Raw genomic sequence first — 25,480 nt, forward strand, 5'->3', positions numbered from 1 at the left:
GTTTCCGGAAACTGCAGCCACCGATGCGCCGGGACACTCGTTGCCACCTTGACGGCGCTGGCGCGAAAAAGACGTGGGTGACGATGTCTCGCCACCCACAAGTTCAGGGAGGAATGTCCAGGAGACCACCAGAAGTCATCTCGTCGACGACGATTAAGCTATTGATCGAAGGCGCTTGAGCATATTGTCGAAAAATATAAACACCTCATACCGTCGTATGGGTATTTGATTTTATTGTGGCCTTGCCTGCTTGCGCCAATCGCTGAAGCGTCTTGCGCTTCGGCGACTGCACGCGGTGGCGCCAGCGGCGCGGTAAATGCGGAAGCTTCAGCCTTAAGTAGGCATCTGGCCTGAACCAAAGCTCTTTGTCCGTTTCAAGTCGTGGATTCTTGCTGGAACCGTGTCTGTACGATCCACCGGCAGAGTAAATTCGAAAACGGCTCCACCGCGTTCGCGGTTTCGCGCGCTTAGGTCTCCTCCAAATGCTTCAATTGTTGAGCGGCAGATCTGGAGGCCCATTCCAACACCGTTAGATTTCGTTGTGAAAAACGGTCTAAACATGTTCTCAAGCACATGATCAGAGATGCCAGCCCCCCGATCCAATACTGACACCCGGGCCAACGCCCCCGATGACCCAATGTCGATCTCCACGACACGATCGGAAGGCTGAACGTTCTGCATCGCATCGATCGCGTTCTTGACCAAATTTATGACGACCTGCTGCAGCTCTATCGCGTCCGCGACAACTCGTGGCGACGAGTCGTCGGATCTTATAATTATCTTGCTCTTGCTGTTCCGCATTTCGCGCTCGAGCAATGATTGAACCTCCTGCGTAAGGGCATGGAGATCGATTAAGGTCCGCTTCCGCTGCCCTCCCTTCACCGCATTCTTCGTGCGCTCGACGATCCCCGAGATCCGCTGCGTTGACCGTATGAGCCGTTCGAACGTCTCGATAGCCCCGTTCACGTCCGGGGAGGCTCGTTTTAGCAGTCGCATCCCGGTCTGCACGTCCATCGTCATCGACGATATTGGCTGAATCAGTTCATGCGCTATCGACGCCGAAAAGGCGCCGACGGTCGCGATCCGATTGGCGCGGGCAAGTTCCTCTTGAACCGCCAAGCGCATCTCCTCGATCTGCGCTTGATTGGTGAAGTCGACATAGGTCGCGAGTTGCCGCCCAGTCTCAAGGCGGCTGACCGTGTAGTGAACGGGCACCTTGCGACTGTCCTTCCCCGTCAGGACTGCTCGCCCCTCGATATGGCTGAGCCCGTGGTAAGCCATCTCCAGTTGGTGCGTGACAATCCGACGGTATTCCTCCGATGTTTCTTCGTGTTTGCGAGAGGCCAATTCCTTGCAGCTATTAAAGCCGAGCAGGCGAGCAAAGGCCTCATTGACGCGGACGGTTCTTGTCGCCGCGATGCACCGCGCCAACAGCACCGGATGTTTTTCGATATATGTACGAAATTCGACGACGCCGGCGTTCCGAAGATCCTGAAGGACGATCTGGGCATCCCCCAAATCCAATTCAGCAAAGCTGACAGAACTGAGGTCGAAGATGCTGTCGAAACGCGCTTCGGTCCGGGTGAGTTCAGCGGATCGTTCAGCGACCCGCTGCTCCAACGTTTCATTGAGCTCCTTGATCTTGATCTGTGCCAAGACCTCCTCGTGGACGTCTGTCGTGCCGCCATAGTAGCGGATGATCTCACCGGTCTCTGGAGAGCGAACTGCACGTCCCACGAGTGAAACCCAACGGTAGTTGCCGTCGGCGTGGCGCAGGCGATAGATGGCTCGAAGCTCATCGCCTGCAGCAAAGGCCGTCCGAACTCGTTCCAGATACCAACCGCGATCGTCAGGATGAAAATCTTCGATCCAGTCCTGGCGCTCAATCGTCTCCCGAAAATCTCTTCCGATGATCTCGGTGTATCTCTTATTGTAAAAGTCGACGTAAGCTTCTTTGGTGGCCCGCCATATAATATGGGGAACAGAGTCAGTCAGGTTCTCAAGTTCGAATTTGCTCTCCTCCAACGCTTTACGCACGGACTGAAGTTTTCTGAAGTTCTCTAGCAGGGCCCCCGTCATCGCAATCGCGATGGCGGACGCAGTAAGCTTCAGAAGGCTACTCCAGGTCGGCGAGGCTCCATGAGAGATCGCCCATGCAAGGGCTGCGAGCCCCAGACAGCCAAGCGTGAACCAAGACAGACGCCCCTCATGCGCGTCGAACGAGGCTACTCCGAGCGCCAGCACGTAGAGAACCGAGATACTGACGTCCGTCGCATAAAGGGTGTCCGCAGCGAACACGGCGCTAGCGATTGCGAGCGCGAGCGCCGTGAAGACGTTGCCGGATTTCAAGAACGTCGACCCCACAGCGTCGCGCGAGAGAGTGACGGAGCGCTCATGAGTGAGGGTGACCGACGCAACCCTGGCGCGATCCAAACGCCGACTGATCCAGTCAAGCCATTCAATGACGTCACGGAAGCTCCTCCACAGCACCGCCGAAGTCTGCCGCCTTCATGCTATGTGGCATTGGACGGCCATACTTGCATCTGCGGGCCATTCATCGTCCATTTTTTCATTTCTGCCAGTCATACACCCGTATGATGGCGCAGACGCGGTCCGTCCATTTGAGCTTGCCTCATGAAGGACGAGGACGTTCAAGCCGACCCCGGCGCGTATTACCGGCATGCAAACGGAACGATCATAAGTTCTGGCTCACGATCGACCTCGAGCGTTCGGATCGAAACGGTTACCCGCGAGATCGTCAAAACGGGATACTGGCGCTTTCGGCAGCCCAACTTCACTCTGTTCTGGTTGAGAAGCGGCATCCGACCGCTTGAAGTCGAGGTCGGTGGTCGGAGCGCGGTCATTGATGGCCGCCAGACGGATTGCCTTGCGTCTGTCCCTCCGGGGATGATCTCGGAAGGGCTGATGTCGACCGACAGGATTTGCAGTTACGACGTCGTCTCGATCGACCCGTCCCTATTCGGAGAAGGCGCCGCCGCATTGCTCGAGCAGCCGCTTACCGGGTTCAGCGACCAAGCGATCCAAGGCGGACTTCGCGAACTCATGACGTGGCGGGACGACGCCACTTTTCCCCTCATGGCGGATGGCTGGACGCTTCAAACCATCGCACGACTGCAGAAGCTTCAAACCGGCGACAGCTCCAGAACCGGAGCCACACCGTTGTCCGCTTCGGTACTCCAATTGATCGACGAGTATGTTCGATCGACGTTGCATGAACCCATTGAGCTCGTCGATCTCGCCGACATCGCCGGGATGAGCGTTCGGCACTTCTCTCGCAGCTTCAAGCAGACGCGAGGCGAGACCCCTGCGCGGTTTGTATTTCAGTGCCGACTGGAACGAGCGCAGCGTCTTCTGAGAGAGACGAGCTACCCATTGAGCCACATTGCTGCTCTCTGTGGCTTCAGCCACCCTCAGCACCTTTCGAACAGCTTCCGTCGATTGATGGGCATGACGCCGACGCAATTCCGCGCTCAGTTTGTGAGGTGATCCCTCTCGCTTGGCGAAGGCGTCACCAGGTCCGTGGATCGGCGACCTCACCTTCACGGACCAACCGTCCCTCGGCCGCCTTGTGATAGAATTGGCTGGCGACCAGCCAGCCCTTTAAGGGCCTCAACGGCGGGATCACTGTCGCCAACATCAGCGGCAAGGTCGTGATCGCGTGCACCCAGTATGGCGGCTGAAACGCGAGCTCGAGCCAGACCGCGAACGAAATTGACGGCAGGCAGAAGAACATCGAGGCAAAGAAGGCAGGGCCGTCGGCCGGGTCAGCGTATGAAAAGTCGAGACCGCATACTTCGCAAGATGGCCGAAGCGTCAGGAAACCGCAGAACAGTCTTCCTTCTCCGCACCGCGGGCAGCGACCCAATGGGCCTACGATGTAGGGTTTGAGCTTTGGGTAAACGCGATCGTTCATATCGGCGTCCTTCGCCTGTGTTCAGTGTTTTAGGGAGTACGGGTCCGGGGCTCATCGCTGAGGCGATCGCGAGACGCCATTCCGCCTAGGCCTCATCTTCGCCACGTACGGTGTCTCGGTCCTTTCGCAGCCGTCGGCCGCGGCGCGTGTCTAGGTCTTCTTCGCTCGGCTCGCCGACGACGTCGGCACGTCTGACGTCCGTAGTCTCCAAGCTGTTCCAGCTTGGAGGAAAGAGCTGATGGCGCCAGCGGACAGCATCTACGGGTACAGCTAGCCCCCGCCGATCCTCGCCAATCGACCCGGCCAGTTCGGCTCGGTCGATCCGCCCTGGGAGCGGCACGCCGGTCGGCAAATAGAAGGGTCCAGCGAGAGGCATGAGTTCTGAGGCGACACTGGTCGCCGGCAGGGCAATGTGAAGGCTGAAGCCCATTTGCGACCCCGAGATCGCGGCAGTGACCGTGAGCGCGAGCGCGCTAAAAGCGATCAAACATCTCATTTCTGACATCCCGTTCAGGACGCCATCAGACGGCGCCGGTCGGGAGCAATGTGCGAAACTCGGCAGAGGTCCGAAATCGTTCTGCAGTTTGAGAAGATAATGCTCAGGTTTGGTAGCTCTATTGGTTCAATAAAAAGGCAGCGAACGAATGATCGTCCGCCGTCTCTCTCGCTTCCGAAGATAGTTCTATTTCAGAACGACAGGTCCAGCTCCAATCTTCACCCGGTAGAGGTGATAGGGCCTGCGCCGAAGATCCACGCCCTCGTTAAATCCGGCCTGACGATGGAGCTGGTTCGCCGTGAAATAGAGGAAGCCGTCACCCGAGATCGAGAACGTGTCCGGCCATGACACCCTGTCGTCCTGGAGGATCGTCGTCCAGGCGCCGTTTTCCAGACGTCGAACGGCGTTGTTCTCGTAGTCGCCGGCATAAACGCGACCCTTGTCATCGGTCTCGAGGCCGTCAGAGGCACCTTTCTCGCCGAGCTCTGTTACTTTCGCGGCGAGATCTGCGTCAGACAGGGACGGATCCCGCAACGCCGAGGTCGGAACCGCGTACAGGCGACGGCTCGATAGCGGGCAGTAGTAGAGCGTCTCGCCGTCCGGAGAGATCGCGATTCCATCGCTGGCGACGCGGAACGGCTTGGTCGGCCCGGATTTGGGTCGCACCAGCATCTCGCGGCCGTCGACGACCGGTTTGAACAACGGGTCGGGCGACGTCGAAGGGTGTCCGGTGAGCCGACGGACGGCGCGGCCGGTGCCGAGATCGACCACGATGATCCCGCCGGGCCCGCTCACCGAAGAGTCGGTGATGTAGGCGACGCCATCCCCGTTCCTGAGATCAAATCGGACGTCATTCACATAGGTGGTCGCGAGGGCGACGTCGTCGGGAATGACGATCGTCCGCACGATACGGTCTGTCGCCAGGTCCACAGCGACCAGCTTTGCGCCTCCCGAGACACGAGTTTGGAACCCCGGGCGGCCGTGTCGAGGATCCACAGCCGGTTCTTTCCGTCCGCGACGACGCTCTGAACGCTGAGCAAGGTGTCCGCGGGGCGGCTAGGATCTCCGCGGTTTAGGTCCTCATTGGGATATGCGGTCGCCTTTCCATCCTTGATCTCGGCGACCGTGAACGGAACGTCGTCGCCCCAGCGCGGATAGTTCACGAACACGCGCCCGCTGGAAGCTACGGTGACACCGGTCGGCATGGGACCGTCGAACCGTGCCACGTCCTCAAGCACCCCTATCGTCTGCGCAGCCAACGGCGGCGCGACGGCAAACATGCTCGCGGCTGCGAGAAAGGAGATGATCGCTTTCATATCCGTGTTCCTTCTCCAGAAGCCGCCTCAAAAGCCCGACAGGATCGTCTTCCCGATCGAGCGAGCGCTCTCCTGAGCGACATGCGCGCGACGGAGATTGGCAGCGTTGATCCGCCCCATCTCCTCGCGGAGCGTGGTTCTCAGGACGCCCGCGTCTACGAGCGATGAAACCTCGCTCAGGATCTTGTGCTGCTCCTCGATGTCCGCGGTCCCGAAGAGGCTTCGGGTGAACATTAGCTCCCAGTGGACGGACAGGCTCTTCCGTTTGAACGGAGTGACGTCGAAGCTCTCCGGGTCGTCGATCATGGCGAGCGCGCCCTGAGGGGCGAGGGCCGCCACAATGGCATCGCGATGGAGGTCGCTCGCGGTCAATCCCGCGACGTAGCGCACTTCCGGAATGCCGATCTCACGCAGCCCCTGATCAAGCGGCTTGCGATGATCGATGACGTGATGCGCTCCCATGTAGAAGCACCAGCGCTCAGTTTCGGGCCGCGACGCGGTCGCAATCACGGTCAGGCCGGTCAGGCGACGGGCGATCTGGGTCAGGATCGAGCCGACGCCGCCGGCTCCGTTGACGATCAGGATCGCGTCGCCCGTCGCCATCCGACCATAGGGAACGCGAAGCCTGTCGAAGAGCAGCTCCCAGGCGGTCAGCGACGTCAGCGGCAGAGCGGCCGCCTGTTCGGGCGTGAGGGACTTGGGGGCCGGTCCGACGATCCGCTCATCGACCGCATGGAACTCAGAGTTGGCTCCAGGACGATCGATCGCGCCCGCGTAGAATACAGCGTCGCCCGGCTTGAAGAGCTTCGCATCGGAGCCTGTCGACTCGACGATGCCGACGGCGTCGTAGCCAAGCACATGCGGAACGTCGATTGCGGGGGCGAGGCGACCACGCATCTTGACGTCGACAGGGTTCACCGAGATTGCCTGGACCTTGACGATCAGATCTCGGGGCTTTGGCTCAGGCTTCGCGATTTCGACGTCGACAAGCGAGTTCGGATCACCTGCAGGCAATGACTTGTAGAAACCAACGGCTTTCATGACTTCGCTTCCAGACTGATGGTGTTGGGACGGGAGGGCATCGCGTTCACAGCGATGCCAATGACGATCACGAGCGCGCCGAGCAGCAGGTCGACGGATGGAGGCTCGTGTAGAGTGGCCATCGAGATGGCGAGGCCGGTCACGGGAACGGCAAGCATCAGCGTTGACATCACGCTCGCGGGCAGCCGGCTGCTCGCCGCGTTGACCACGCAGAAGCAGAAAGAGGTGGCGACGGGCCCAACAAAGAGGAGGGATAGCCAAAACGCCGCCGTGCCGTCGCCCGTTGGCAAGCCTTCGAAAACCAGCGCCGTCGGCATTAGGACAACTGTCGCCAAGGCCATCTGCCAGGGCGCTAGAGCAATCGCCGAGGAGGCTGGGCGTCCGTAGCGGAGATGGAGAATGCAGATTGCCCAGCATGCGGATGCCGCCAGCAATAATCCGTTCGCCTCGAGAAGACGGCGGTCGCTCCAGTTCACAGCATGCGGGTTCAGCAGGATCGCCACCCCAGCGACTGCAAACGCAACTCCAACGAGGCGACGCGGCTGAATTCGTTCGCCGAGCAAGTACACGGCAGGCACGACCCAAATCGACGTCGTGTAGCTCAGGATCGCTGAACGGCCTGCGGGAAGCTCGGTCATTGCCCATGCGCCGAACGCCGTGAACAGCGTCATCTGAAGCAGGCCGATCGACGCAATGAAGGGCAAATCTTCGCGCTTGGGCGCTTGCAGATCACCTCGCAGCGCTTGCCAACCGAACAGGCAAGCTGCTCCCGTCGCAAATCGCAGCGCCGAGAACCACAGCGGCGAAACGTGGCTCAAACCGACCTTCATCACCGGCCAGTTCGCACCCCATAGGAGAATGGCGCAGGCAAGCCCAAGAGAGCTCAGTACGCCAAGACCGGTCTTCGAGTTCGCAAATCGCGAAGGTCGGGGCGATTTACCTGCCATGACCGTTGTCATCTCCAGATTCCTTACCGGCCTCCGCCGCCACCTGGGCGGAGGCGAAACCAAAGATGGTCAAGACAGGAAGATAAAAGAAACGCATAGTTCTTCTTGCATCTAGTCGTTTCTCGACTGATGGCGGCTGCGGTGTCCGCCGGCGAGATCCGTGGGAGTCGTCAGGTCTGGATGGCAGGAGGGCCGGACCCGTCGCAGAGGCGACGGGTCCGGCAGCGGTCCTCAACCGTTGCTGCGGTCCGAGGTCCACTCGCCCTGGTCGTTGTCCTGGTGCATCCGGCCATCAGTGGCCTTGGGCTGCTTCTTCATCGAACCGTTAAGTGCGACGTATTCCGGTCCGGACATCCAGCGCACGGCGCCGGCGGTCACCAGTCCGCCCTGACGACGAACGTCTTCGCTGCTGATGGCCAGACCACGGGTCTCGGTCTGGAGCGCGCCGACGGTCTTGGCGCCGTGCACCGCGCCGCGGGTTCCGGTCTCGCTCTTCGAATGCTCGAGCGGCGCGTGGTTCATGATGGAGTCGCGACGCATCCAGTCTTCGGCTGAAGGCTCGGCGACCGCGGCGGTTGCAACGAGGGCAGCGGCGAAAGAAGCAAACATCAGGGTCTTCATGACAGTCATCCTTTTTCCAGAGGCGCCACCAGCGGCGTCTTCTGAGGATTAATTTGGATGACCTTGATGACTTTCTGTATACTACGCTTGTTCTTCAAATTAATACGTAGGTTTGATCGATATATTCATCCGGGCGAACTCTGTGCACCGAGGCATGCGTCCTTACTTTAAGCGGCGGCCCAAGTGCTCGGATTCGATGAGTCGGCGATCGCCTTCTCGACTTCAGCGATGAGGTCGTCGGCCGAGCTCGGTTTCTCCAAAACCCGAACGCCACCAGAGGCGATGGCGAGCCGTCGGAGTTCCTGAGTAGCGAACGCTGTCACGAAGATGACAGGGTATCGTCGTCCCTCCTGCGTGAGCCGGAGAACCAACTCCGGCCCGGTCATGTCCGGCATTTGGATGTCGCAGATCATGCAATCTGGCGATTGGCTCGTCGTCTCGGCAAGGAACTCTGCCCCGGATCCAAAAACCAGGGCGTCGAAGCCGTAAGATCGCAGCAAGCTTAGGGTCGCCAGTCGGACGCCCTCGTCGTCATCGACGACCGCAATCGTTGGAGGATCGCCCATGGGGCAACTCCGTGACTTGTGTTTGTGGGGGCCGTTAGGCGTCTCTGACTTCCGTCAGCGGGCGATCTCCGCCGTCGGCGTGCTCGGACCTCCAGCGCCCGTCGACCTCTCAAACTCAATTTCGCGATCTTCGCCTGGCGAGCGCTGGTTCCGGGCAGCTCGCTCCGCCGCGCGATGCGCCTCTGCCTTCGTGAGGTAAGTCTCGGATATCGTTCCTTCCGCACGGTAGGCCCATCCACCATCGTGCTCGATGACGCTGTAGACTTCGTGTGACATTGGATTCGCCTCATGTTCGATAACGCGAGAAAACACCTCGGCGGGTTCGCGAGCGCGCCGCCAAGGTGTTTGCTTTGTCCGCCATAAATTGGATTTTCGAATTCAGGGCTCTCAGGCGTCCTCTCAGATACAGCCTGAGAGCCCAGTGGACGCAGTCAAGGCTCGAATTTACTTCGAGAAGTGGCTGCCAGACTTGGCCGGGCCGAACCCGCCGATGATGCCAGCGCCTTCGGAGACCGAATTCGAGCGGTCGCCCGCGCCGAAGCCACCAAGGATCTCAGCGCCCGAGCGCTGGTCAGCCTGGCTCGCCTCAACAGTGCTGACGCCCGCCGAGTGGCGAGCAGCCGGGGCCGCCTGAGCGACCGAGGCGGTGATGATCACGGAAGCGATCGCAACAAAGATCTTGTTCATGGCAATTTCTCTCTTCTGTTTGTGTCCACGACCCCAGCGGCCGATGAAGAGAGAATAGTTCTTCAATTTCCGGGTTTCATTTCTTCGCAAGTATCCAATTGTAATACAGTGGTATGCTATAATAAGCCGCTGATCTGACTGAACTCGAACCTGCAGGCGTTCGGTCACCTGACCGGTCGTTCAGGGGTGGAGAAAATCAAGGTTCACAAGCGCGGCTGCTACGCTTGTGAACCTTGGCTATCTCGCGTCATCCAGAGCGATGTGCGCCCGAGGCCTCGCTTAATACTGCTGGACAAACCCCTCGGGCGTGCCGTCGGCCGGGTTGACGAAGACGATGTCCTTGGGATCCCGCCGCGGTGTGTCAACGGAGAGGAAGGTCAGCGGGCCCTCGAGAATTTTCGGCAAGGCGTGCACCACGCCCTTCTTGAAGAAAAGAAGTTGGCCGGGCCCGAACTCCGCCTCCGATGCAGGATCCTCCATCCAGAACGTGCCTCGCCCTGTGAGCACGAAGAGATACTCGTCGCAGGTCGCATGAAAGTGGGGCGGCGTCTCTCGATAGACCCGAAAAACGCGGGCGCTCGCCGCCTCCTCGCTTGTGAGGTATCGGTCGAGCAGCAGCGTTTGAGCAGTGTCGGGAAACGATGCGGCGATCGCCATCACATCGAAGCGCTGACTCGCTTTGGCTACATCCGTCATTTCGCATCTCCATGAGCTCTCGCCCCGTTGAGGCCATTGATGAAACTCAACCACGTCTATAAGTTTTTCCGATCGCAACGCCGCGATTGAAACGTCGAGCGAATTCCGTGATCCGATACCCTGATCTCGAAATCGACCTGCTGCGCGCGTTCGTTGCCGTCGCAGAAACCGGGAGCTTCACGGCTGCAGCCGACGTCGTGAACCGGTCCCAATCCGCGGTCAGCCAGAAGGTTCTGCGACTCGAGGAGATCCTCGAACACCGTGTGTTCGAGCGCAGCAGCCGCTCGCTCAAGCTGACCGCGGAAGGAGAGCGGTTGCTCGTGGCGGCCCGGCAAATGCTTGAGTTCAATGACAAGGTGATGCGTGAGTTCCGTGAACCGACTGCTGTCGGCCATTTGCGGCTCGGCGTTTCCGAGGATTTCCTGCCGGGCCAACTTCCCAAGATGTTGTCGAAGTTCGGTCGGATCTATCCTGGGGTCAGCCTCGACCTTCTCACGGGCCTCAGCTCCGACCTGTTCGCCGCCTATGACGCCGGCCAGATCGATGCGGTGATCGCAAAGCAGGAAGGCAAGGCGCAGCGTGGCCGCCTGATCTGGCGCGAGCCGTTGGTCTGGCTCGCCTCGAGCGACTACGAACCAGATTTCACTCAGCCCGCTCGACTGGTGATGTTGCCGCAGCCCTGCAGCTATCGAGACCTGATGATTTCTTCGCTCGACGCTGTCCGCAGGGAGTGGATTCCAGCTTGTACGGCATCGAGCCTGATGGGCGCGCAAGCAGCTGTCGCGGGCGGACTTGGCGTGACGGTGCTCGGCAGGTCCTTCGTGCAGGAGGGACTTCAGATCCTGAAGGCGCCGGAGCACTGGCCGGCCTTGCCGATGGCCGAAATCATCGTTCTCGGCGAAGAAGGACAAGCGGGCGATCTCGCTCGCCCACTTGTCACTTTTCTGGCTGAAATGCTCGCGGGATCTCACGCTCTGTCACTGCTTGGCAATGATGGGGGAGACGTCGGCCGAGCCGCGCTCAACTAGTCAGACGGGGCCGGGCCAATGGCTTCACGTCCGCCCGCCCTCAGTCGGCTTTGGCGTAGGTGAAGCCGCGCGCTGAAGCTCGGCAAGAAACGCGACCACGCTCGGGACGAGGATGGAGCCTTCCACCAGATGATTGGTGAGATCCGCGGCGATCATGTCTGCGGACGGGCCAGTCGGCCTCTTCGTCTGCAGCGTGCGGGCGATCGCATGGATCGAGTCGTGACACGCGATGAACGCCGCGCCACGCTCTTGAAGGGTCTGGATGTTGTTGTTCTGAGGGCCGTAATAGCCCCCCAGATCCTGCAGGTCGTCCGATGGGGTGGTTCCGGGTTTGGCGGATACGAACTTGTTCGCCGTGGCCTTGCCTCCCGACAGCGACGACAAGGCGTACATGTCCCATGCCGCCTGGTCGAAGAGCGTCAGATGGGCGGAACCGTGAACCGCAGCCACCGGGAGGAAGTCGGGGTTCTTGTGAGCAAAGACCTGACCGTTCAGCGCCTCTCTCATCAGGTTGAGCCAGGGAGCGCCCAGGTCGGTGCTCTCCCACATTTGAATCGTGCGAGGGCCGTACGACAGGACCAGTTGCGCGGCTTCGTGATCCCACTCGTCAGGCCTCGTGACCATGAATGGGACGGTTTTGAACGACCTTCGACGCGGAGCTGCCGCCAGGCTGGCCTTCAGGGCTCGCAGCGCTTCACCAGACGATGAACCGCTTCGGATCGTATCGCCCGCTCGAGCCGGCGATGCACCTGCGATGACGGCCGAGGCCCCGAGGAACCCGAGCGCCGCTCGCCGACTCGTGGTGACGTGAAACTCTGGCATGATGCGACCGCTCACTTCTGTCTCGAGTTGTGGATCACCCGAAACTCTTCGTCCGGCACGAAGCCGTCGCGGTTCGGCATTTTGACGGAGGGCAAGGTCGACCGATCGATGGTCGCGTTGGCGGGAATGATCCCGTTCATGTTCAGGATGTAAGCGACGACCGCATAAGTGTCGTCGTCACTCAGCGACTGCGGCTCGGGATATGGCATCGCTCGCCGGACGTAATCGAACAGCGTCGTCGCGTAGGGCCAGAAGCTTCCGACAGTCTTTACCGGGTGATCGGACGCCAGCGAACCTTGGCCACCTTGAAGTCTGTCGGCGAAGCCGCCCTGACCCTTGTCCCCGTGACAGGCGGCGCAGTTGTCATTGTAGACGTCGCGACCGCGGGCGACGTCCCCGCGACCTTCAGGAAGGCCAGTTCCGTCGGGACTGACATCGATGTCCCACAACTTGATTTCAGCCTGCGTCGCAGGACGGCCGAAATCGTAAGCGGAGGCGCCTGTCGCGAAGACGAGAGCCAACGCGCCGAGCGACAGTGCTTTAGGCCAGGACATTGCGAACCTTTCCGGCCGCATCGATTTTTTTTTTGTGGAAGAGGGCGTTCGTGTTTCGCGCGGCGATGAAGCTCGCGCGATCAGGCTGCACGTTGCCCTTTTCATCGGTGGACCGGCTGACAATTTTCGTCGGCGCGCCGTCCCATACCCAATCGGCCTGGAATCTCGTCTGAGCCTTCGGAAGGGCGGGCGCGCTAATGACCGCATCGCGCCATGTCTTCGCCCCGTCAGTGCTGATCTCGACCCTGACGATGCGGCCATGGCCGCTCCATGCGAGACCAGTGATGCGGGTGTATCCTAGGCGGATCTCCATCATCCCGGACGGCGAGGTAATGACGGAATTGACATCCTGATGGAGCTGGAACTGTCGCGCGGAGCCGTCAGCCTGAAGTTGCGTGTAGCGGGCTGTTTCCCAGCGGGTCATGAACGGCCGAGTGCCGAACTTCAGCCTGCGCAGCCATTTGATGTTCAGGTTGCCTTCAAATCCCGGAAGGAAGAGGCGGAGTGGAAAGCCGTGCGCTGGCCGCAGAGGCTCTCCGTTCTGCCCATGAGCCAGGATGCCCTCGGACAGGATCTCGTCTGTCAGCGGAATGCTTCTCGCCACGGCAGAGCCGTCGCCGCCCTCAGCAAGCATCCACGTCGACGCTGGATCGACGCCTACGAGGTCGACGAGGAACGAGAGAGGCACCCCCGTCCACTCGTTCGTGCTGATTAGCCCATGCGTGTTCTGAACCGTTACGTCGGACGGCGCCGACTTCCAATTCTCCCAGCCATTCCCGGTGCACTCGAGGAAGGCGATCCGGGAGATCGACGGCATCGCCAGAATGTCGTCCATCGTGAGGACGAGATTTTTCTGCACCATCCCGTGGACGAGGAGGCGGTGTTTCGCCGGATCGATTTCGGGAACGCCGGCATGGCTTCTTTCATAGTGCAAGTCGGCGGGCGTGATCGTCCCGACCAGCTTGTCGAGCGGGGCCTTGGAGTTGATCGCCCGACTGGGGTCCACATGGCGGATCCCGGGCGTCGACTCCGGCAGACGCGCGATATGCACGAACTCAGACCGCTCGCTAGTGGCTGTGAGCGGATTACCTGGACCCCGCTCAGGCACATCGGCCAGGCTGTCCGCTGAAGCTCTTTCGACCACCGCTGCGCCAGCAACACCCATCGCAGCCGATAGGATGTTTCTGCGCGAGAGGACGTGCGTCATCGCGGGCTCGCCACCCGTTTCAGCTTCCAAGCTCATCTTCCAATTCCTGAAATTGTCGGCGCCACCGCGCCCGCAGACGTCAGTTCGGGGCCTTGATCGCAGCTGCGATGACAGCCTCGCCTGCCCCGAGCTTTGCGGCCAGGCCGGCCGGCAGACCATGCCTACCGTCGAGTGAGGCTGCAGGCTGATAGACCACGGTCACCTGTCCGTCGCCCTCCTCGCGTACGAGGACCTTCAACGGAAGATCCAGTGCGAAGTCCGGCGCCGCTACCATGAGCGGGGTCCCGCCTTTGGGATTGCCGTAAACGAGCAGCGTCGTCGGCGGCATATCCAATCCAGCAGAGTTTGCCGCCTTTTTCTGATCAATTGTCGCAAAGACTGTGAAGCCTTTACCGACGAGCGCCGCGTCCAATTTCTGAACGGTCAGCGCAAAGGGGTATCCGCTGCTCAGCTTGATGAGCTCGCCATCATGATTTTCACCCGCCTTGGTCACGTTTCCAGCCGCCAAACTGTGCAGAAACAAACCGCCATAGCCCCTACGAGCAATTCGCGAATGTACACTGCCGCCTCCTGAATTTGATGGAGGCATTTTCTCACGTTTTTACGCCACGACTACTTGGACAGAAGCGTTCAAAACCTATTCGCGAGACCCTGAATGAACACACCTTCGTATAGGTGGCCTGTCAGGCCTGTCGCGTAACGGCACGCGAAAGAAACCGGGCGGATTGAAGGGGTCTTGGGGCGATGGGCTTTCGGTCGCCGCTGACGCCACTATCGAGACTTTGGAAGCCGGTCCCGCCCAGCGCGACGACGAACAGGATACTCCGCGTCGGCACGGGGGCGTCGCTAAGGAACTCGCACCCGATCGGACGAAGGCTACTCGCTTGGGGCTGCGGGCAGGCTCACTCGAAGCACCGCCCCTGGTTCGTCCAAGCGATTGCCTGCTGTAAGCGAGCCGCCATGCGCCTCAACGATGGAACGGCAGATCGCCAGCCCCAATCCAAGCCCGCCCTGTTTTGTCGAGCGGAAGCTTTCGAACATCTCGCTGGCAGCGCCGTCTGGAAAGCCAACGCCGGAGTCCGTGACGCATATCATCAATCGATGGTCTGCTTCGACGAGCTCGATCTGCACCCTTCTGTTGCGCGGCGGGCAGGCATGCATCGCCTGGATCGCGTTCATGATGAGGTTCACCATGACCTGCTGAAGCTGAACGCGATCGCCGATAACGATTGGGGCGGAAACCCTGTTGCTCTTGGTCAGGGCGACTTCGTGCTCCTGCAGTTCGTGCGCTAGAAGCGTGATCGTGTCGCTGACGACTGTATCGAGATTGACCGGTTCGAATTGGACTTCCTGATTGGCGGCGAGCGTTCGAATTCTTTGGATGATGTCACGGACCCGCATTGCGTCCCGTTGCAGCCTCTGAGACACGCCGTTGGCGAATTCGAGGTTCAGGTTTTTTTGCTGAAGGACACGTTCGAGAGTCGATGCGTTCGTCGTGATCGCCGTGATCGGTTGACTGATTTCGTGCGCGATCGATGCAGACAGTTCTCCTAGCATCGCCACTCGAGCGGAATGCGCGACCCCCTTTGCGCAAACGTTCGAGATCACGTCGAACATTGACCTGCTCGGTGACATCAAGATGGGCTGCGAGAACGATGCCCTTCTTGCGAAGCTCTGGCGGCGACACCATGCAGAATATCGTGTCCACCTGCCGCCCATCGAGACTTCGCACTCTCATTTCCGCTTGGAATGCGGAGTTGGATTTGTAGACGTTCTCCAGAGCGGATCGGAAGACGTCACGCCCTGGGACAAATACGTCTATAAGCGTCCGACCGATCAGGTCTTCGCGTGAGATTGCGCCGAATAATTTGACCGCAGCTTCATTGGCTTCGCCGAACCTTACATTGGCGAGCGCAAGTCGATAAACTCTGGATGCTCGTCGATATAGGCGCTTAGGTCAATCACGGACGTTGCGCGTAAATCTTCGAAACAGTGCGCCAGTTCCGGTGAGATCATCTCTGACAGAGCAACGGAGGAAACCTCCAGAAACATCCTGTGGCGAAGGTTGGCCTCTTGGAGATCCTTGCTTGCCTTCACGCGATCAGAAATATCGGTGATGCCTATCAGCAGCGTTCCGGTGCCGACAGTGCCCGGTAGAAATGTCACGGTGAACAGGACGTCGAAGACACGGCCGAGCAGTGTCTGCATTCGAGTCTCGACGATGAAATGCGGATCGCCGCCGATTGCGGCTAAAACCGAACTCGCGAAGTCCTTGGTGCTTTCGTAAGGCCAAAACTGATCGATGCTCGAATTGAGCAGATCGCGCTTGCTACCCTCGAATAGCTGCATCGATCTGTCATTCATGTCGATGATGCGCGTCGCGCGCATCATGTCGCGAACATATTTTGGGTTTTGAGCGAAATACGAGCGAAGATCAGTAACGCCTGTCTGGCGTAGATCTCTCAGCATTTCTCCGACGGCCACGAAGTCCAGCTCCCAGAATGACGCCGCGACCGCGCCAAACAGGTTACGGTATCTGTATTCGATATCTTGGAGTTTCTTCTCAGCGGGATGAGTTTCGTCGATTAATGTCGAAACGTCGATCGTTCGATCGTCGTCACTTGCCGCAGTCGAGAACCTCGCCAACCGCGCGCGGACTCGAATGGTGGAGCCATCCGCTCGCTTCCTCTCAAGACGCCCCGTCCATGAGCCACGCGTTTGAAGCTGCAGCTTCGCCTCTTCGGGATACGTTCCAAGCAGCGGTTCGATGTCTTGGTTCAGCGCGTCATTCGGCTTCACCCCATAAAGGGCGGCTGCAGCGAGGTTCCAACTCTTAATCCGCCCATCTACGTCCACGGTGACGACGCTGTCGCCAACGAGATCCAGGGCTTCGGCCAGAACCATGCTCGCACTCGCTTGCTCTCCATCGCTTATTCGCGATCGCGCGAGGAACGGCAAGCTGAGGGTAAGCAGGTTGGCCCAGAGCGCGCTGCACCCAGCGGGTCTGCGGTCGACGCCTTCGTGGCGATGGCGCGCCGACAACCGTCGGCGCGCCGGGCTGAGCGCTCAGTCCTTGGCGAAGGCGAGCAGGTCAGCGTTAAGTTTGTCCTGATGTGTCGAGGCGAGACCATGCGGGGCGCCCTGATAGATCTTCAGGACGGCTCCCTTGACGATCTTAGCGGTCAAGGCACCGGCGTGAGCGATCGGCACGATCTGGTCGTCGTCCCCGTGAATCACCAGAACGGGGATATCGATTTTCTCGAGATCGGGGGTGTAGTCGACCTCCGAGAATTCGCGGACGCATGCGTACTGGCCAATGATCCCACCCATCATGCCCTGGTTCCAGAAAGTGTGCCGAAGGCCGTCATTGATCGCCACCCCCCCGCGGTTCATGCCGTAGAATGGAATTGCGAGCTCGAGATAGAAATTCGAGCGGTTGTCGAACACGCCGTTGCGAATCCCGTCGAACACCGAGATGTCGAGACCGTCTGGCCACTGCGCAGTCGAGACCATGATCGGAGGGACGGCGCCGATAAGGACCGCCTTCGCGGCCCGGCTCGAACCATGACGACCAAGATAATGGGCGACCTCGCCACCGCCCGTAGAATGGCCGACCATCACGGCATTGCGGATGTCGAGCGCGTCCAGAACCGCCGCGAGATCATCGGCGTAGGTGTCCATGTCGTTACCGGAAGAAGGCTGATCAGAGCGACCATGCCCTCGCCGGTCATGCGCCACCACGCGGAAGCCCTGCTGGACCAGAAATAGCATCTGGCCGTCCCACGCGTCCGAGCAGAGCGGCCAACCGTGAGAAAACACGATGGGGCGGGCGTCCTTCGGACCCCAATCCTTATAGAAGATGTTCGTACCGTCTGCCGTCGTAACGAAAGGCATCGTCTGGATCCTTAGCTTGGGGACGCACCCCTTGAAACGCTGCGGACAGATGATGCTTCGAGGTTCCCGGCGCCGAAATCATACGGCGGTATGCCGCGGCTCTACTTCGGTGCAGGGCTGAATTGCTTATTGGTGATCGGCTAGCGCCCTCGGTCAGCGGATGTCGAGAGTCCGAATTTTCTGGATCAGATCCGTCGCGGTCGTCGCTCGCAGCTTCTTAAAGGCATTGCTGCGGTGCATCTTCACGGTGACCTCCGCCAATCCGAGCTCGAAGGCGATCTGCTTGTTGAGAAGGCCGCGATCGACCAGCTTCAGGACGTCCAGCTCTCGAGGCGTCAACTGCTCCGCAAGCTTGCGAAGTTCTGACAAGCCCATTTCACTTTGACGGCGCTCAGAATCGGACCGGATCGCTTCCCAGACGGCGTCGAGCAGCTCCTGATCGCGAAATGGCTTGGGAAGGAAGTTGACCGCGCCCAGCCTCATGGCCTTCACCGTCATCGGAACATCGGCATGGCCGGTGATGAAGATAATCGGCGTCTTGTCTCCACGGACGTTGAGCTTGGCTTGGAGCTCGAGGCCGCTCTCCTCCGGCATCCTGACGTCGAGAACCAGGCAGCAAGGACAATCAGGCAGATCCGCAGCGAGGAACGCCCGCGTCGAGGCGTATGACGTCACGAGCAGGCCTACGGATTGGAACAGGAAGTTGAGCGCCTCACGCACACCGTCATCGTCGTCCACAACGATGACCTGGGGAGGCGTTGGATGGGCCCCTCTATTTCAAGTCACACTCGACGAGCATCCCCACCTCCGTCGGGCTGCCGAGACGCCCGATATGACTGTCACCGCCCTGCGAAATCGAGTCTCTCAGGAAAATCGGAGCGGGTCGTCAGCGCGGCAAGCGTAACGAAATGGAGAGCGAAGCACAAAGCTGACGGCATATACCGTCGTATGGCTTGCGTGGGTTATAAGCCCTGTCCAACTGCACAAGTTGGTGAGCGTTTCAAAGGGGTGCTCCATGCCGCGGAAGCCTCCTGTCATTGCAGTCGTCGACGACGACGAGGACGTCCGATACTCTCTCGACGCTTTGTTTCGAAGCGGTGGGCTGGAAGTGGTTTGCTTCGCCGACGCCCTGAGTCTTCTGTCATGCGGAGATATTGAGCAGTTCTCCTGCCTGGTGAGCGACGTTCAGATGCCAGAAATGAGCGGCATCGAGCTCCTTGGAGAGCTGCGTCAGCGAAGAGTCGAGATCCCGACTGTCGTGATTTCGGCGTTCGTGACGGAAGCGGTCAGGCTGCAAGCTTCCCGCTTCGGCGCCTATAGCGTCTTGGAAAAGCCGTTCGAGCCCGACGACCTGTTCGCCACGGTTTGCGCCGCTGGTGGCGTCGACCCGGAAACCATCTAGGCGTCTCGGCAAGCGTCAACGCGGGCAGAGAGATCTGATAGATCGCCCCTAGAGCGTTACGTCGTCAAGGCTTCGTCGACGACTGCAGAGCATCAGCTCTGTGGGTCTAGTAGCCGCAAGCCGGCCTACGAGGACCTCGAGCCGCCGCAGGCTGATGCTTCGCGGACCGGGCTATAGCGAGGGCCGAAGGTCTCATGGGAGCTCACCACCGATACGTCTCGCGCGATCTGCCGGCTAGCGTTGCGAACCTTCATCTCCGACGTCCCTAGGCGTCGTGTAGTAGGCGCCTTTCTCACCCTTCGAACATGACGCTCAGAACCTGAGCAGAAACGGATTGTACGCCGCACGGCGGTAGGGGCCGTCCTTCATAAGCAGGTCGAGCGCCAGAGTTCCGATGTCGTCTGCGGTGGCCTCGATGGTCGTGTCGAGGTTCTCGTACATGACCTTCACATAGGTCCCGCACTCGTCGCAGGTTTCAGCCTTGATCGTCCCATTAGCGCCGTCGATCTCCTGATAACCAACTCCCTTGGTTGAGCCACAAGAGCAGCAGCGGATACGGACGAAATTCCACTGCGTCGCGCACATGGAGCAAACGCAGTAGCGATTGCCATGCGCATTTGCGCGGTCGACTATGATCGAAGCGACCGGAGCCCCACCGCATGCCGGGCAGACACCGTCGCCCACTGGCGAAAGCGCGCTTGGATCAAGCCCCGCCGCCAGCGTCGCCAAATGCACCTGAAGGCCGGCTGCTACGAGGGCATGTTCAGCAAGCTCATCGACCAGAGACCCGCCCTCAAGCACGCTGCGCTGCCATGCTTGGGTCTCTTCCTTTGCCGCGTGGCGCACGCGGTGAAGCGCGGTCACTGCAGCCACGGGCATAACGAAGTGTTCCAGCCTATCGAGGAACTGGTGCAGGGTCGAAATGATCGTCGCGTCGGAAGCAAGCCTTACTCGATCGATCGGCGGCATCCCGAAGGTGCTCGCGCCCGAGCTGCCATGACGTCTGTCGGCGCCCAGCCTTGGCTCAAAACAGTCTCTGACTGGGCCTGTGCGATATCCGCGACGAAGTCGAGATAGAGCTTCATCGGGCTGACGCCCCCATAGGTCCTAAGCCGCTGCGCCCGATCTGAGAAAAGGGATCTCGGATCAGGAACGATCGCGAATGTCGGTGCGGACACGTCTCCGATCGCGGTCGGATCTGGCCTCAGCGCGTCCAGGTCGAATCTCGGTCCACGAAGCATTTTTAGGCCTGCGAGCGGGAGTGCGGGATTGAAGGATCGGCCGACGCCGGGAGTGCGGACGCCACGTCCTTCGCCTCGCGCTGCTCAACCAGCTGCTTGAGCCACAGGCGGTGATGGCGCCACGCCCAGCCGCCGGTGACCACGCCCTTGGTCATGGCTCCAAATGTGCCCTTCACCCAGAAGGCAGCGTAGACGTGAATAATCCAGACGCAGATCGCGAACACCGCGACCGATGCGTGAATGAGCACGGCGAAGCGCTGCAACTCGATCGAGACGAAGCCCGAGAAATACTGGTCCCAGATCACCACTCCGGTGCTGACCAGCACCATGATGAGAGCCGACATCGACCAGAAAACGAACTTCTGGCCGGCGTTGTATTTCCCGAGTTCGGGAAGCGTTTCGTCGCGGTTCGAAACCACGTCGATGATCTTCTTCAGCCACACGCCGTCGGCGATCGTCGGCAGGTTCGCGCGCCAGAATCGGACAAAGAGCAGGAAGAAGGAAACGACGAGAACGAGCCCGATCCAGGGATGAATCATCCGCGTCATCTGCCCACCACCGAACAGGGCGGTCAGAAAGAACAGCTTCGGTGTGAAGAGCGCCATCCCCGAGATCGCCAGCAGCGCCAGGCTTACGGCCGTGACCCAATGATTGAGTCGCACTAGGCCGCCATATCTTCGGACGCGGATTGGAAAGTCGTCGGTCACTGTGTCGCCGGACTGAGCTGTTCCTCGGGAGCCAACCTTCTCCACGGCGCTCATGCTCTTGCATCCTCACCGCCACTGACGCGCCGGCTGCGCAGGCGCTCCGCGTTCTCCTCGTCTTCCTCGGTGACCCTGTTCCCGCCGATGACGGCGTAGTGCACGAGCCCGGCGACCGCCGACGCGCCCATAAGCGCCATTCCGAGATATTTGGTGACGCCCTTCCAGACCTGGACAACGGCCGAGATACTGGGATTGTCCGGAAGGCCTGCATAGAGCGACGGTCGGTCCGCGTGATGGAGCACGTACATCACGTGGGTGCCTCCGACGCCCGGCGGATCGTAGAGGCCGGCATGCTCGAATCCGCGGGACTTCAGGTCCTTGATCCGGAAGTCAGCCCAGCCCTTCATTTCCTCCTTGGTGCCGAAGACGATCGCCTGTGTCGGACAAGCCTTCTGGCAGGCAGGCCCCTGGCCGACCGCGACACGGTCGGAGCAGAGCGTGCACTTGTAGGCCTTGTGGTCGACCTTGGAGATGCGAGGGATGTTGAAGGGGCAGCCCTTGATGCAATAGCCGCACCCGATGCAGTTATCGTGGATGAAGTCCACGATGCCGTTCGAATACTGGACAATCGCGCCTGGCGACGGGCAGGCTTTCAGGCATCCAGGATCGGCGCAGTGCATGCAGCCGTCTTTCCGGATCAGCCATTCGAGATGGCCGGTCTCGGGGTTGTCCCATTCGGTGAACCGCATCAGCGTGAAGCTGTTGGGCGTCAGGTCCATGGGGTTTCGTAGACCCCGTGATTGACGCCAATCTCCTCGTGAAGATTGTTCCACTCGAGGCAAGCCGACTGGCAGGCCTTGCAGCCGATGCACTTCGTGACGTCGATGAGCTTCGCGACCTCGGTCAGGCGCTGCGCCGGCGGCTTTATTTCTGACGCCGAACGCCGGACGAGGTCCTTTTCGCTGAAGCGCGCCTTGGCGGCTTCGGGCTTGACGGACGGATTGGGGATTGGCGGAAACAAGCTACGCCTCCTATGCCACCGGGCCCGTCGAGGCCTCGATGTTGACCATGAAGGCCTTGAACTCCGGGGTTTCCATGTTGGCGTCGCCCACGAACGGCGTGAGCACGTTCGCAGGGAAGCCCTTTCTGGCTGCGCCGACGAAGCCCCAATGGATCGGAACGCCGACCACGTGGACGATCCTGCCGTCGCAGAGCATCGGCTTGATGCGCTTCGTCACCACCGCCTTGGCGAACAGCCCGCCGCGTTTGGACCAGACACGCACCCAATCGCCCTTGGCGATCCCCTTCTCCTCAGCGAGTTCGACCGAGATCTCGACGAAAGATTCTGGCTGGAGGACTGAGTTCACATGGTTGTTTTTGGTCCAGTAGTGGAAGTGCTCGGTGAGCCGGTAGGTCGTGGCCGCGTAGGGGAAATCGGCGCTGCCTATGTCCGCCAACTGCTTCCAATCGTCTTCGAACACGCGCGCGACGGGGTTACCGCGCACCTTTGGGGCAACGAGGTTGGCGACAGGGCTCTCGAACGGCTCGTAGTGCGATGGGAAGGGTCCGTCGCGTAGTAGCTGACGAGCGAACAGACGGCCGACACCCTCCGCATTCAGGATGAACGGCCCGACATCACGCGGCTTGGCCGTCGGCGAAATGTCGGGGACGTCGTAGCCAGTCCACTTCGCGCCGTCCCACTCCAGAAGCTTGCGCGACGCGTCCCAGGGCTTGCCGTCGAGATCGCACGAGGCGCGGTTGTAGATGATCCGCCGGTTGGCCGGCCACGCGAAGGTCCAGTTCAGGTACATCCCCGCGCCGTCTGGATCAGAGTTGTCCCGGCGGGCCATCATGTTGCCTGCCTCGGTGAAGCTTCCCGAGTAAACCCAGCAGCCACCGACGACGCCGCCGTCATCGCGGTACTCACCGAAACCGGAGAGCTGCTTCCCCTGCTGCAGAGTCATCCGCGACGGATTAGCGGGATCGACCACCTCGGAGACGAGGTAGCCGTTCATCCTTGGTGAGCTCTTCCGGGGTCGGTTCCTCAGCATCGGCATAAGGCCAGTAGAGATTGAGGATCGGGTCCGGGAAGGCGCCGCCTTCCTTCCGATAGAGCTCCCGTAGACGCACGAAGATCTGCGCCATGATCCAGGTGTCGGTGCGGGCGGAGCCGGGAGGCGAGCCGCCGGGCCAGTGCCACTGCATCCACCGCCCCGAATTGACGAGCGAACCCTCGTCTTCCGCGAAGCACGTCGTGGGAAGCTGGAGAACTTCGGTCTCGATCTCGACGGTGTTCACTTCGTTGTAGACGCCATGGTTCTCCCAGAACCGAGCCGTCTCGGTTTGAAGGGGGTCCATGACGACGAGCATCTTCAGCTTCGAGAGCCCCTCGACGAGCTTGGCTCGGTTGGGGAACGCCTGCATTGGATTGAACCCCTGACAGAAGTAGAGGTTCATCTTCCCCTTCTGCATCAGTTCGAAGGCGCGCAGTATGTCGTAGTTCGCGACATCAAGTTTCGGGAGATAATCGAACGCCCAGTCGTTGTCGGCTCGCGCCGCAGCGCCGTACATCGCGCGCATGAAGCTGACGAAGAACTTTCGATAGTTCTGCCAGTAGCTCGTCTGGCCTGGACGAAGCGGCTTGAAAGCGCGCGTCGACATGTACCGATTGAAGGTCGTCTCGCCATCGAGCGGCAGGTTCATGTAGCCCGGCAGCATGTTCGACATCAGCCCGATGTCGGTGAGGCCCTGGATGTTGGAGTGACCACGCAGGGCATTCATGCCGCCGCCGCGGACGCCGATATTGCCGAGGATCAGCTGCAACATCGCCATCGTGCGGATGTTCTGCGCGCCCTTCGAATGCTGGGTCCAGCCGAGGGCGTACATCGACGTCATCGCCTTGGCGGGCGATGACGTCTCGCTGATCATCCGGGCGACGGTGAGGAACTTGTCCTTTGGAGTTCCGCAGATGCGCTCTACCAGTTCGGGCGTGTATGCGGCGACGTGCGCCTTCAGGAGGCTCCAGACGCATCGTGGGTGCTGAAGCGTCTCATCGACGACCGCATAGCCATCTGGCCCGATCTGGTATTCCCACGTCGACCTATCGTAGTCGCGCTTGCTTTCATCATAGCCCGTGAACAGGCCGTCCTCGTACTCGAAGCCTTCCTGGACGAGGTAGGACGCGTTGGTGAACGCGCGCGTGTAGTCCCACTGCACCTTGTCGTTGGCGATGCAGTAGTTGATCACGCCTAGCAGGAAGGCGATGTCGGTACCCTGCCGGATCGGCGCATAATAGTCCGCTACCGACGCCGAGCGGGTGAAGCGCGGGTCCACCACGATCAGTTTCGCGCCACGATTGGCCTTCGCCTCGGTGACCCACTTGAAACCGCAAGGATGGGCCTCGGCAGCATTGCCGCCCATGATGACGACGAGATCGGTGTTCTTGATGTCCGTCCAGGGGTTCGTCATGGCTCCGCGACCGAATGTTGGGGCGAGACTCGCCACCGTCGGTCCGTGTCAGACGCGCGCCTGGTTATCGAACGCCAGAATTCCTGTGCTACGAACAACCTTGTAGGTCGCGTAAGCCGTCTCGTTTGTCGTGGCGGAGGCTGCCAGGAAACCGGTCGTCAGCCAGCGATTGACCGTAATGCCCGCCTCGTTCTTCTCGATGAAGTTGGCGTCGCGGTCGTCCTTGAGCGCCCGCGCGATCTTGTCTAGCGCGGAGTCCCATGAGATCGGCTCGAAGCGATCCGACCCCGGTCGCCTGACCATCGGCTGGGTCAGCCGTGTCTCGGACTTTACGATGTCGCGCAGGGCGGCGCCCTTTGGGCACAGGGTGCCTCGATTTGTCGGATGATCCGCATCGCCTTCGATGTGGACGATGTCGGCCTTCTCGCCTTTGCGGCGATCGCCCTTCGCGTAGACGATGATGCCGCACGCGACGGAACAGTAGGTGCAGGTGTTGCGTGTCTCGGTGGTGTTGGTGAGGTGGAAGGGTTTGACAGCCGCAGCCACAGCGGCCTCAGCCTCCGAAAACCCGAAGGCTTCCAAGCTCGTCGCAGCGGCTGCCGCAGCCGAACCCGCCAGGAACCCTCTTCGCGAAATTGGTGTCATCGGCGCATCCGCTCGTGAAGACGTAAAACGTTTCCGTCCCGGAGCCACCAATCGAAGTTTTGGCGTAACCCACTGCGGAGACGAGTGTTTTCGCCTTCATTTTCTCGAACACCTCCAAGTCAGGCAATTCACACACAGGGCTTCGGCGCCCCTCTGAACGAATGCCCTTGGCGATACCTTGGTATGGGGACCGAACACTCCGGCTGGCGCT

Annotated in this window: 25 protein-coding genes and 3 pseudogenes; 3 read left to right on the plus strand and 25 right to left on the minus strand. The window is 60.4% G+C overall.

The genetic code is table 11. The annotated features are described in order from the left end of the window. Window positions 1-333: 333 nt before the first annotated feature. On the minus strand, window positions 334-2,490 hold the full coding sequence (locus K6K41_RS10490; RefSeq protein ID WP_261404989.1) for an ATP-binding protein: 2,157 nt from the start codon (window positions 2,488-2,490) through the stop codon (window positions 334-336). A gap of 144 nt (window positions 2,491-2,634) precedes the next feature. Between K6K41_RS10490 and K6K41_RS10495 the strand changes: the two genes are divergently transcribed. Next, window positions 2,635-3,507, plus strand: a complete 873-nt coding sequence (locus K6K41_RS10495) for a helix-turn-helix transcriptional regulator (RefSeq protein ID WP_261404990.1) — start codon at window positions 2,635-2,637, stop codon at window positions 3,505-3,507. A gap of 22 nt (window positions 3,508-3,529) precedes the next feature. Here K6K41_RS10495 and K6K41_RS10500 read toward each other — a convergent pair whose 3' ends face one another. From K6K41_RS10500 to K6K41_RS10545, 10 genes are all read right to left on the minus strand, one after another. After that, window positions 3,530-3,934, minus strand: coding sequence for a DUF983 domain-containing protein (locus K6K41_RS10500; RefSeq protein WP_261404991.1), 405 nt, complete (start codon window positions 3,932-3,934; stop codon window positions 3,530-3,532). Window positions 3,935-4,616: 682 nt separating this feature from the next. Next, complete coding sequence (locus K6K41_RS10505; protein ID WP_261404992.1) at window positions 4,617-5,336, minus strand: L-dopachrome tautomerase-related protein; 720 nt, start codon at window positions 5,334-5,336, stop codon at window positions 4,617-4,619. Beyond that, window positions 5,285-5,746 (minus strand): hypothetical protein, encoded by a 462-nt coding sequence (locus K6K41_RS10510; RefSeq protein ID WP_261404993.1) that lies wholly within the window; start codon window positions 5,744-5,746, stop codon window positions 5,285-5,287. The genes K6K41_RS10505 and K6K41_RS10510 overlap by 52 nt, the downstream gene beginning before the upstream one ends. 27 nt (window positions 5,747-5,773) lie before the next feature. Beyond that, window positions 5,774-6,787: a zinc-binding alcohol dehydrogenase family protein gene (locus K6K41_RS10515; protein ID WP_261404994.1), complete on the minus strand. Its 1,014-nt coding sequence runs from the start codon at window positions 6,785-6,787 to the stop codon at window positions 5,774-5,776. After that, window positions 6,784-7,617, minus strand: a complete 834-nt coding sequence (locus K6K41_RS10520; protein WP_261404995.1) for a DMT family transporter — start codon at window positions 7,615-7,617, stop codon at window positions 6,784-6,786. The genes K6K41_RS10515 and K6K41_RS10520 overlap by 4 nt, the downstream gene beginning before the upstream one ends. A gap of 348 nt (window positions 7,618-7,965) precedes the next feature. Further along, on the minus strand, window positions 7,966-8,355 hold the full coding sequence (locus K6K41_RS10525; protein WP_261404996.1) for a hypothetical protein: 390 nt from the start codon (window positions 8,353-8,355) through the stop codon (window positions 7,966-7,968). A gap of 167 nt (window positions 8,356-8,522) precedes the next feature. Continuing rightward, window positions 8,523-8,921: a response regulator transcription factor gene (locus K6K41_RS10530; protein WP_261404997.1), complete on the minus strand. Its 399-nt coding sequence runs from the start codon at window positions 8,919-8,921 to the stop codon at window positions 8,523-8,525. Window positions 8,922-8,975: 54 nt separating this feature from the next. Beyond that, window positions 8,976-9,197, minus strand: coding sequence for a DUF2188 domain-containing protein (locus tag K6K41_RS10535; RefSeq protein WP_315855170.1), 222 nt, complete (start codon window positions 9,195-9,197; stop codon window positions 8,976-8,978). Window positions 9,198-9,365: 168 nt separating this feature from the next. Then, window positions 9,366-9,674, minus strand: a complete 309-nt coding sequence (locus K6K41_RS10540; RefSeq protein WP_261404998.1) for a hypothetical protein — start codon at window positions 9,672-9,674, stop codon at window positions 9,366-9,368. A gap of 213 nt (window positions 9,675-9,887) precedes the next feature. Continuing rightward, window positions 9,888-10,304: a cupin domain-containing protein gene (locus K6K41_RS10545; protein WP_261404999.1), complete on the minus strand. Its 417-nt coding sequence runs from the start codon at window positions 10,302-10,304 to the stop codon at window positions 9,888-9,890. 110 nt (window positions 10,305-10,414) lie between these two features. Here K6K41_RS10545 and K6K41_RS10550 point away from each other — a divergent pair, with 110 nt between their 5' ends. Then, entirely contained in the window at window positions 10,415-11,332 is a 918-nt protein-coding gene (locus K6K41_RS10550; RefSeq protein ID WP_261405700.1) for a LysR substrate-binding domain-containing protein, read from the plus strand. A 24-nt stretch (window positions 11,333-11,356) separates the two neighbouring features. On the opposite strand, the gene tetH is transcribed toward K6K41_RS10550, so the two are convergent. The 9 genes and pseudogenes from tetH to K6K41_RS10590 form a co-directional block, all read right to left on the minus strand. Next, entirely contained in the window at window positions 11,357-12,169 is an 813-nt protein-coding gene (tetH, locus tag K6K41_RS10555) for a thiosulfate dehydrogenase (protein ID WP_261405000.1), read from the minus strand. Then, window positions 12,166-12,708: a c-type cytochrome gene (locus tag K6K41_RS10560; protein ID WP_261405001.1), complete on the minus strand. Its 543-nt coding sequence runs from the start codon at window positions 12,706-12,708 to the stop codon at window positions 12,166-12,168. The genes tetH and K6K41_RS10560 overlap by 4 nt, the downstream gene beginning before the upstream one ends. Next, on the minus strand, window positions 12,695-13,915 hold the full coding sequence (soxC, locus tag K6K41_RS10565) for a sulfite dehydrogenase (protein WP_261405701.1): 1,221 nt from the start codon (window positions 13,913-13,915) through the stop codon (window positions 12,695-12,697). Before soxC ends, K6K41_RS10560 begins: the two co-directional genes overlap by 14 nt. Before the next feature lie 79 nt (window positions 13,916-13,994). Beyond that, the gene (locus tag K6K41_RS10570; RefSeq protein ID WP_261405002.1) at window positions 13,995-14,408 is read right to left on the minus strand and encodes a DUF302 domain-containing protein; all 414 of its coding nucleotides are present in this window, start codon (window positions 14,406-14,408) and stop codon (window positions 13,995-13,997) included. A 383-nt stretch (window positions 14,409-14,791) separates the two neighbouring features. Continuing rightward, window positions 14,792-15,532, minus strand: a complete 741-nt coding sequence (locus K6K41_RS10575) for a sensor histidine kinase (protein ID WP_261405003.1) — start codon at window positions 15,530-15,532, stop codon at window positions 14,792-14,794. Between the two features lie 43 nt (window positions 15,533-15,575). Further along, window positions 15,576-15,770, minus strand: a pseudogene (locus K6K41_RS30365) (PAS domain-containing protein); the annotation flags it as partial. A gap of 44 nt (window positions 15,771-15,814) precedes the next feature. Beyond that, entirely contained in the window at window positions 15,815-16,819 is a 1,005-nt protein-coding gene (locus K6K41_RS10580) for a PAS domain-containing protein (protein WP_261405004.1), read from the minus strand. Between the two features lie 162 nt (window positions 16,820-16,981). Next, the gene (locus tag K6K41_RS10585) at window positions 16,982-17,809 is read right to left on the minus strand and encodes an alpha/beta fold hydrolase (RefSeq protein WP_261405005.1); all 828 of its coding nucleotides are present in this window, start codon (window positions 17,807-17,809) and stop codon (window positions 16,982-16,984) included. A 153-nt stretch (window positions 17,810-17,962) separates the two neighbouring features. Next, complete coding sequence (locus K6K41_RS10590; RefSeq protein WP_261405006.1) at window positions 17,963-18,547, minus strand: response regulator transcription factor; 585 nt, start codon at window positions 18,545-18,547, stop codon at window positions 17,963-17,965. Window positions 18,548-18,824: 277 nt separating this feature from the next. Between K6K41_RS10590 and K6K41_RS10595 the strand changes: the two genes are divergently transcribed. Then, window positions 18,825-19,211 (plus strand): response regulator transcription factor, encoded by a 387-nt coding sequence (locus K6K41_RS10595; RefSeq protein WP_261405007.1) that lies wholly within the window; start codon window positions 18,825-18,827, stop codon window positions 19,209-19,211. A 312-nt stretch (window positions 19,212-19,523) separates the two neighbouring features. Here K6K41_RS10595 and fdhE read toward each other — a convergent pair whose 3' ends face one another. From fdhE to fdnG, 5 genes and pseudogenes are all read right to left on the minus strand, one after another. Further along, a complete protein-coding gene (gene fdhE, locus K6K41_RS10600; protein ID WP_261405008.1) occupies window positions 19,524-20,180 on the minus strand; it encodes a formate dehydrogenase accessory protein FdhE in 657 nt (218 codons plus the stop codon). Next, window positions 20,159-20,452 carry a formate dehydrogenase accessory protein FdhE gene (locus K6K41_RS10605; RefSeq protein WP_261405009.1) on the minus strand — a complete coding sequence of 98 codons (294 nt, stop codon included), beginning with the start codon at window positions 20,450-20,452 and terminating at the stop codon, window positions 20,159-20,161. Before K6K41_RS10605 ends, fdhE begins: the two co-directional genes overlap by 22 nt. Window positions 20,453-20,454: 2 nt before the next feature. Continuing rightward, window positions 20,455-21,213, minus strand: a complete 759-nt coding sequence (locus tag K6K41_RS10610) for a formate dehydrogenase subunit gamma (protein ID WP_261405010.1) — start codon at window positions 21,211-21,213, stop codon at window positions 20,455-20,457. After that, a pseudogene (gene fdxH, locus K6K41_RS10615) lies at window positions 21,210-22,177 on the minus strand (formate dehydrogenase subunit beta). Before fdxH ends, K6K41_RS10610 begins: the two are co-directional and overlap by 4 nt. A gap of 10 nt (window positions 22,178-22,187) precedes the next feature. Then, window positions 22,188-25,269 (minus strand): annotated as a pseudogene (gene fdnG, locus K6K41_RS10620) (formate dehydrogenase-N subunit alpha). Window positions 25,270-25,480 lie beyond the last annotated feature (211 nt).

The sequence above is a fragment of the Chenggangzhangella methanolivorans genome (assembly GCF_019797865.1).
GTDB lineage: Bacteria > Pseudomonadota > Alphaproteobacteria > Rhizobiales > Methylopilaceae > Methylopila > Methylopila methanolivorans.

Excerpts from the sequence above, each read along its gene's own strand:
- K6K41_RS10495 (WP_261404990.1), top strand. The coding sequence starts at position 2,635 with ATGAAGGACGAGGACGTTCAAGCCGACCCCGGCGCGTATTACCGGCAT.
- K6K41_RS10500 (WP_261404991.1), bottom strand. The coding sequence starts at position 3,934 with ATGAACGATCGCGTTTACCCAAAGCTCAAACCCTACATCGTAGGCCCA.
- K6K41_RS10510 (WP_261404993.1), bottom strand. The coding sequence starts at position 5,746 with ATGAAAGCGATCATCTCCTTTCTCGCAGCCGCGAGCATGTTTGCCGTC.
- K6K41_RS10515 (WP_261404994.1), bottom strand. The coding sequence starts at position 6,787 with ATGAAAGCCGTTGGTTTCTACAAGTCATTGCCTGCAGGTGATCCGAAC.
- K6K41_RS10520 (WP_261404995.1), bottom strand. The coding sequence starts at position 7,617 with ATGAAGGTCGGTTTGAGCCACGTTTCGCCGCTGTGGTTCTCGGCGCTG.
- K6K41_RS10525 (WP_261404996.1), bottom strand. The coding sequence starts at position 8,355 with ATGAAGACCCTGATGTTTGCTTCTTTCGCCGCTGCCCTCGTTGCAACC.
- K6K41_RS10530 (WP_261404997.1), bottom strand. The coding sequence starts at position 8,921 with ATGGGCGATCCTCCAACGATTGCGGTCGTCGATGACGACGAGGGCGTC.
- K6K41_RS10535 (WP_315855170.1), bottom strand. The coding sequence starts at position 9,197 with ATGTCACACGAAGTCTACAGCGTCATCGAGCACGATGGTGGATGGGCC.
- K6K41_RS10545 (WP_261404999.1), bottom strand. The coding sequence starts at position 10,304 with ATGACGGATGTAGCCAAAGCGAGTCAGCGCTTCGATGTGATGGCGATC.
- K6K41_RS10560 (WP_261405001.1), bottom strand. The coding sequence starts at position 12,708 with ATGTCCTGGCCTAAAGCACTGTCGCTCGGCGCGTTGGCTCTCGTCTTC.
- soxC (WP_261405701.1), bottom strand. The coding sequence starts at position 13,915 with ATGACGCACGTCCTCTCGCGCAGAAACATCCTATCGGCTGCGATGGGT.
- K6K41_RS10575 (WP_261405003.1), bottom strand. The coding sequence starts at position 15,532 with ATGTTCGACGTGATCTCGAACGTTTGCGCAAAGGGGGTCGCGCATTCC.
- K6K41_RS10580 (WP_261405004.1), bottom strand. The coding sequence starts at position 16,819 with ATGGTTCTGGCCGAAGCCCTGGATCTCGTTGGCGACAGCGTCGTCACC.
- K6K41_RS10585 (WP_261405005.1), bottom strand. The coding sequence starts at position 17,809 with ATGCCTTTCGTTACGACGGCAGACGGTACGAACATCTTCTATAAGGAT.
- K6K41_RS10595 (WP_261405007.1), top strand. The coding sequence starts at position 18,825 with ATGCCGCGGAAGCCTCCTGTCATTGCAGTCGTCGACGACGACGAGGAC.
- fdhE (WP_261405008.1), bottom strand. The coding sequence starts at position 20,180 with ATGCCGCCGATCGATCGAGTAAGGCTTGCTTCCGACGCGACGATCATT.
- K6K41_RS10605 (WP_261405009.1), bottom strand. The coding sequence starts at position 20,452 with ATGCTTCGTGGACCGAGATTCGACCTGGACGCGCTGAGGCCAGATCCG.
- K6K41_RS10610 (WP_261405010.1), bottom strand. The coding sequence starts at position 21,213 with ATGAGCGCCGTGGAGAAGGTTGGCTCCCGAGGAACAGCTCAGTCCGGC.